This window comes from Sphingomonas endophytica (assembly GCF_001476895.1).
In the GTDB taxonomy this organism is placed as follows: Bacteria; Pseudomonadota; Alphaproteobacteria; order Sphingomonadales; family Sphingomonadaceae; genus Sphingomonas; species Sphingomonas endophytica_A.
Genome location: NZ_LDTB01000169.1, coordinates 1 through 505, shown reverse-complemented (window position 1 = coordinate 505; position 505 = coordinate 1). Strand labels below are relative to the sequence as shown.

The 505-nt window shown below is 63.2% G+C and carries 1 pseudogene; it reads left to right on the top strand.

Annotated features, from left to right (window positions below):
* Positions 1-305: 305 nt before the first annotated feature.
* Positions 306-505 (top strand): annotated as a pseudogene (locus tag NS334_RS16565) (acetyl-CoA C-acyltransferase); the annotation flags it as partial.

Below are 505 nucleotides of genomic sequence, written 5' to 3'. Positions count from 1 at the left end.
CTCCAGATACTGTTCCATCATCGGCGTGACGCGCGACGGCGCCTCGGCGGGAGTAGCTTCGGGCGGAACGGGGATAGGCTGCTGAATGGTCATTAGGGGGCGGAAACTACAAAATTTCGCCGGGCGGTCCTATCCGCGAGAGGAGGGTTTTCCACCCTGTTCACGGTGCCTTTATGACGGCCCTCACGGTAATGCGTGCGGGGCGCGCAGCCGCGTCAATTGACCTGCCGCGGGCGCGGTCCTAAAACCCATCTCAAGTTCCAGCCGACCCAGCGCCTAAGTCGCGGCATTCAGGGAGAGATTCAATGCGTGATGTGTTCATTTGCGATGCCGTCCGGACTCCGATCGGCCGTTTCGGCGGTTCGCTCGCCAAGGTGCGCGCCGACGATCTCGCCGCGGCCCCGATCAAGGCGCTGATGGCCAAGCACCCGACGCTCAACTGGAACGAGGTCGACGAGGTCTATTTCGGCTGCGCCAACCAGGCCGGCGAGGACAACCGCAACGT